At 67.5% G+C, this 5,145-nt stretch carries 4 protein-coding genes; 2 read left to right on the plus strand and 2 right to left on the minus strand.

What is annotated here, in order from left to right:
- Both FKP22_RS20555 and FKP22_RS20560 read right to left on the minus strand, forming a co-directional pair.
- Positions 1–759 (minus strand): biotin--[acetyl-CoA-carboxylase] ligase (locus FKP22_RS20555; RefSeq protein ID WP_170200987.1); only part of this gene is annotated, 759 nt, incomplete at its 3' end.
- Positions 756–1,328: an SET domain-containing protein gene (locus FKP22_RS20560; RefSeq protein ID WP_141289559.1), complete on the minus strand. Its 573-nt coding sequence runs from the start codon at positions 1,326–1,328 to the stop codon at positions 756–758. The genes FKP22_RS20555 and FKP22_RS20560, both read right to left, overlap by 4 nt.
- Before the next feature lie 122 nt (positions 1,329–1,450).
- Here FKP22_RS20560 and FKP22_RS20565 point away from each other — a divergent pair, with 122 nt between their 5' ends.
- Positions 1,451–4,063, plus strand: coding sequence for a DNA topoisomerase III (locus FKP22_RS20565; RefSeq protein WP_141289560.1), 2,613 nt, complete (start codon positions 1,451–1,453; stop codon positions 4,061–4,063).
- A gap of 10 nt (positions 4,064–4,073) precedes the next feature.
- The gene (locus FKP22_RS20570) at positions 4,074–5,054 is read left to right on the plus strand and encodes an AEC family transporter (RefSeq protein WP_141289561.1); all 981 of its coding nucleotides are present in this window, start codon (positions 4,074–4,076) and stop codon (positions 5,052–5,054) included.
- Positions 5,055–5,145: the final 91 nt, after the last annotated feature.

A 5,145-nucleotide genomic window follows, 5' to 3' on the forward strand; every position in this document is an offset into this window, starting at 1 on the left:
CGCATCGGTGGTCGTCACCGCATGGCCGCGCAGCAGGTCGCGCTGCGCATAGGCGGCGGCGATGCCGGCGAAACCGCCGCGCTCGAAGTCCTGCAGGCGTTGCGCCAGCCTGGGGCAGATGCGCGCCAGTGCCTGCGGGGCCGAGAGGTCCGGCTCGAATTCGCTGACCGAGGCAATCGCTTCCTGCACGTTTTGCGGCAGGTGCAGCGGCCGCAGGTTGATGCCGATGCCGATCACCGCGAAGCGCTGTTCGCCGACCTGCAAGGCCTCGATCAGCACGCCACCCAGCTTGCGGCCACGGCCCGGGCCGTCCACGCGCCACAGGTCGTTCGGCCACTTCAGGCCGATCTCGTGGCCGTTCGGGTCCAGCGCCTCGGCCGCTGCCACGCCCACTGCCAGCGACAGGCCTGACCAGTCGGCGCGGTGGATCGGCAGGCTGAGCGAGAAGGTGAGGGAACTGCCCGGTGCCGATTCCCAGCTGCGGCCCAGCCGGCCCTTGCCCTGGGTCTGCTGCACGGCCACCAGCAGCGAAGGCGCCAGGTCATCTGCCCGCAGCTCGCGGCCCTGGGCCTTCAGTGCGGCGTGGCGCAGCCGGTCCATCAGCGCCTGGTTGGTCGACTCGATGTGGTCCACCACCTCGATCGACAGCTCAGGCAGCATCGGCAGCAGCTGTTCCCACAGCGCGTGGATGCCCCACAGGCTGTGGCGGTCGGCCGGGTTGGGCGCAGGAGGCGGCGGAATCAGCGGGGCGTCGTTCATGGGCGGGACGCCTTCTGGCGCGTCTTCGGGCTCAGCATCGTGCCACGGCAATCGGCTGCGCCGCAGCGGCATTCGTAGCGTTTTTTCAGCTTCGGGGTGTAGCGCTCGTCAATGGTGAGGCCGTAGTCGTAGAACAGTTCCTCGCCGGGCGCGATCGGCCGCAAGGCCTTGATGAAGACGCGGCCATCCTGCTCGTCGGCCTCGCAGTTCGGATCGCAGGCATGGTTGATCCAGCGCGCGGCATTGCCGCCGTACAGCGCGTCGATCACGTTGCCGCCTTCGATCTGGAAGTAGAAGGTGTGCTCGGGGTTGGACGGGTCGTGCGGGTGGCGGCGCAGCGCCTCTGGCCAGTCGATCACCTGGCCGGTGTATTCGATCAGGCGCTCGCCCGGTTCAATGGGCTGCAGCGCGAAGACCCCTTTGCCATGCACGCCACTGCGGCGCACCTGGATGCGCCTGCCGCTGCTCTTCGCGGAGGGCCCTGCCGTCGCCTTCGCGGCCGTTTGCGAGCGGCCCTTCGGCTTGGCGGCAGGGTTGTTGGCGGGCTTGGCTTGCGTGCGTGGCTTCATTGGGTACATTGGAATCATGGGCGTGCGCGCGTGTACACGTGCATACGCATGTACACACAGGCGCGCGAGTCGCCGGATTGTAGGCATGGCCGAATCCGGCCCGAGTGGAAATCGAAGAACACATGAGCAAGTCACTGATCATTGCGGAAAAGCCCAGCGTCGCGCAGGACATCGTGCGCGCGTTGACGCCGGTCTCCGGCAAGTTCGAAAAAGCCGCCGACCACTTCGAGAACGAGCAGTACGTCGTCACCTCGGCGGTCGGCCACCTGGTGGAGATCAAGGCGCCTGAGGAATACGACGTCAAGCGTGGCAAGTGGAGCTTTGCCAACCTGCCTGTCGTGCCGCCGCACTTCGACCTCGCTCCGATCGACAAGGCCAAGGCGCGGCTGCAGGCCGTCGTCAAGCTGGTCAAGCGCAAGGACGTGACCTCGCTGATCAACGCATGCGACGCGGGCCGCGAGGGCGAGCTGATCTTCCGGCTCATCGTGCAATACGCCGGCACTGCCAAGGCGCCGATCAACAAGCCCATCCAGCGCCTGTGGCTGCAGAGCATGACGCCGCAAGCCATCCGCGACGGCTTCGACAAGCTGCGCAGCGACCAGCAGATGATGGGTCTGGCCGACGCCGCACGCAGCCGCTCCGAGGCCGACTGGCTGGTGGGCATCAACGGCACCCGCGCGATGACGGCCTTCAACTCGCGCGACGGCGGCTTCTTCCTGACGACGGTCGGCCGGGTGCAGACGCCCACGCTGTCCATCGTGGTGGAGCGCGAAGAGAAGATCCGCAAGCACGTGGCGCGCGACTACTGGGAAATCAAGGCCGGCTTCGGCGCTGCTGCGGGCGACTACGAGGGCAAGTGGTTCGACCCCAAGTACAAGAAGGACGACCCTGCCGGTGGCGGCGCGTTGGCCGACATTCCCGTGTCCGACCGCCGGCCTGACCGGCTCTGGAACGAAGCCGAGGCCAGGGCGATTGCCGATGCGGTGCGCGGCCAGCCCGGCGTGGTCACCGAGGAAGCCAAGCCCAGCACCCAGAGCAGCCCGGGCCTGTACGATTTGACCACGCTGCAGCGCGAGGCCAACTCGCGCTTCGGCTTCAGCGCCAAGACCACGCTGGGCCTGGCGCAGGCGCTGTATGAAAAGCACAAGGTGTTGACCTACCCGCGGACCGACTCGCGCTACCTGCCCGAGGACTATGTGCCGGTGGTCAAGCAGACCTTCGAGATGATCGCCACCGAGGACCTGCCGGGCCCGCTGCAGGCGCTGGCCCAGCATGCGAAGAAGGGTCTGAAGGAAGGCTACGTCAAGCCGCTCAAGCGCGTGTTCGACAACACCAAGGTCTCGGACCACTTCGCCATCATCCCGACGCTGCAGGCCCCCAAGGCGCTGACCGAAGCCGAGGCCAAGCTCTACGACATGGTCGTCAAGCGCTTCCTCGCGGTCTTCTATCCGGCGGCCGAATACATGGTCACGACCCGCATCACCAAGGTCAAGACCGCCGCCGGCCCCGAGCATGCGTTCCAGACCAACGGCAAGGTGCTGGTGAACCCGGGCTGGCTGGCCGTCTATGGCAAGGAAGCCCAGGACGAGGACGCCAACCTGGTCGCGGTGCAGCCGGGCGAGACGGTCAGCAACGAAGGCGTGAACGTCGTCGCGCTGCGCACCAAGCCGCCGGCGCGCTACACCGAGGCCACGCTGCTGAGCGCGATGGAAGGGGCAGGCAAGATGATCGACGACGACGAGTTGCGCGAGGCCATGGCCGAGAAGGGCCTGGGCACGCCAGCCACGCGCGCGCAGACCATCGAAGGCCTGATCCTGGAGAAGTACATGCTGCGCGAAGGCCGCGAGCTGGTGCCCACCGCCAAGGCCTTCCAGCTGATGACGCTGCTGCGCGGCCTGGGCGTGGAAGACCTGACCAAGCCCGAGCTGACCGGCAACTGGGAGTTCCAGCTGGCCGAGATGGAGCAGGGCAAGCTCTCGCGCGAACAGTTCATGAAGGCGATTGCCGACATGGCCGAGCGCATCGTCAAGAAGGCCAAGGAATACGACCGCGACACGATTCCTGGCGACTATGCGACGCTGAAGACGCCGTGCCCGAACTGCGGCGGCGTGGTGAAGGAAAACTACCGCCGCTTCACCTGCACAGGTGCCTCTGGTGACAGCGAAGGCTGCGGTTTCTCCATCACCAAGATCCCCGGTGGCCGCAGCTTCGAGCTGGCCGAGGTCGAGCAGTTCCTGGCCGACAAGAAGATCGGCCCGCTGGAAGGCTTCCGCTCCAAGGCCGGCTGGCCGTTCACTGCCGAGCTGAAGCTGGCCTTCGACGACGAGACCAAGAACTGGAAGCTGGAGTTCGACTTCGGTGAAGACGCCAAGGCGGCCGAAGAAGGCGAAGCGGTGGACTTCAGCGACCAGGAGCCGCTGGGTTCCTGCCCGAAGTGCCAGGGCAAGGTCTATGAGCACGGCAGCAACTATGTCTGCGAACACGCGGTCAGCGCGCCGGTGACCTGCGACTTCAAGACCGGCAAGGTCATCCTGACCCAGCCGGTCGCGCGCGAGCAGGTGCACAAGCTGCTGACGACCGGCAAGACCGACCTGCTGGAGAACTTCGTCTCGAACAAGACCCGCCGCAAGTTCAAGGCCTTCCTGGCCTACGACAAGAAGGAAGGCAAGGTCAGCTTCGAGTTCGAGCCGCGCGCAGCCAAGCCGCCGGCGAAGAAGGCCGCCGCCAAGGCATGACGCCGGCGGCATGACGCTGGCGATCCTCTACAAGCTGCTGGCCATCGTGCTGGTGGTGGCGCTGGGCTGGATCGTGGGGCGCCTGCGCTGGCTGGGCGAAGGCACGGCCGACAACGATCCGGCGCGCATCCTGTCCGCCGCGGCCTTCTACCTGTTCGCGCCTGCGCTGTTCTTTCGCACCACCGCGCGGGTGGACCTGGCGCACCTGCCCTGGGCCATGCTGGCCGCGTTTTTCGTGCCGGTGACCGGGCTGATGCTGGCCGTCTACGGCGTGCAGCGCGCCCGGCGCGACCGCAGCGACCAGGCCGTTGCGGCGCCCGCGGTGCGGGCCGTCACCGTGACCTTCGGCAACTCGGTGCAGATCGGCATTCCGCTGGCCGCCGGCGTGCTCGGCGAAGCTGGCCTGGGCCTGCATTTGACGCTGGTCAGCGTGCATGCGCTGATCCTGCTGCTGGTCTGCACCACGCTGGTCGAACTGGACCTGGCGCGTGCCCACGCTGCACCCGACGCGCACCTCGGCCATGTGCTGCTGGGCACGCTGCGCAACGCGGTGATCCACCCGGTCGTGCTGCCGGTGCTGGCTGGCCTGGCCTGGAACCTCATCGGCTGGCCGCTGCCCGAAGCGGTCGACGAAGTGCTGCGCATGCTGGGCTCGGCCGTGGTACCGCTGTGCCTGACGCTGATCGGCATGTCACTGGCCTACCTGGGCCTGCCCAAGCGCCTGGATGGCGCCATCGCCGTCAGCGCGCTGAAGCTGGGGCTGCAGCCTGCGCTGGTGCTGGGCGTCGCCCACTGGGGCTTTGGCCTGACCGGTACGCCGCTGGCGGTGCTGGTGCTGCTGGCGGCCTTGCCGGCCGGCAGCAATTCGATGATGTTCGCCCAGCGCTACCGCACGCTGGAAGCCGAGACCACCGCGGTCAACGTGCTGTCCACGCTTGCCTTCGTGGGCACCGCGCCGCTGTGGCTGGCGCTGCTGGCCTGGCTGGGCTGAACGCGAGCGGCCCCGGCCGGGGATAATCCCGGTATGACCCCGCACGACATTCCTGCCTACATGGACCACCTGGGCGTGGCGGCGCGCGCCG

This window comes from Ideonella azotifigens, assembly GCF_006519715.1.
In the GTDB taxonomy this organism is placed as follows: domain Bacteria; phylum Pseudomonadota; class Gammaproteobacteria; order Burkholderiales; family Burkholderiaceae_C; genus Ideonella; species Ideonella azotifigens.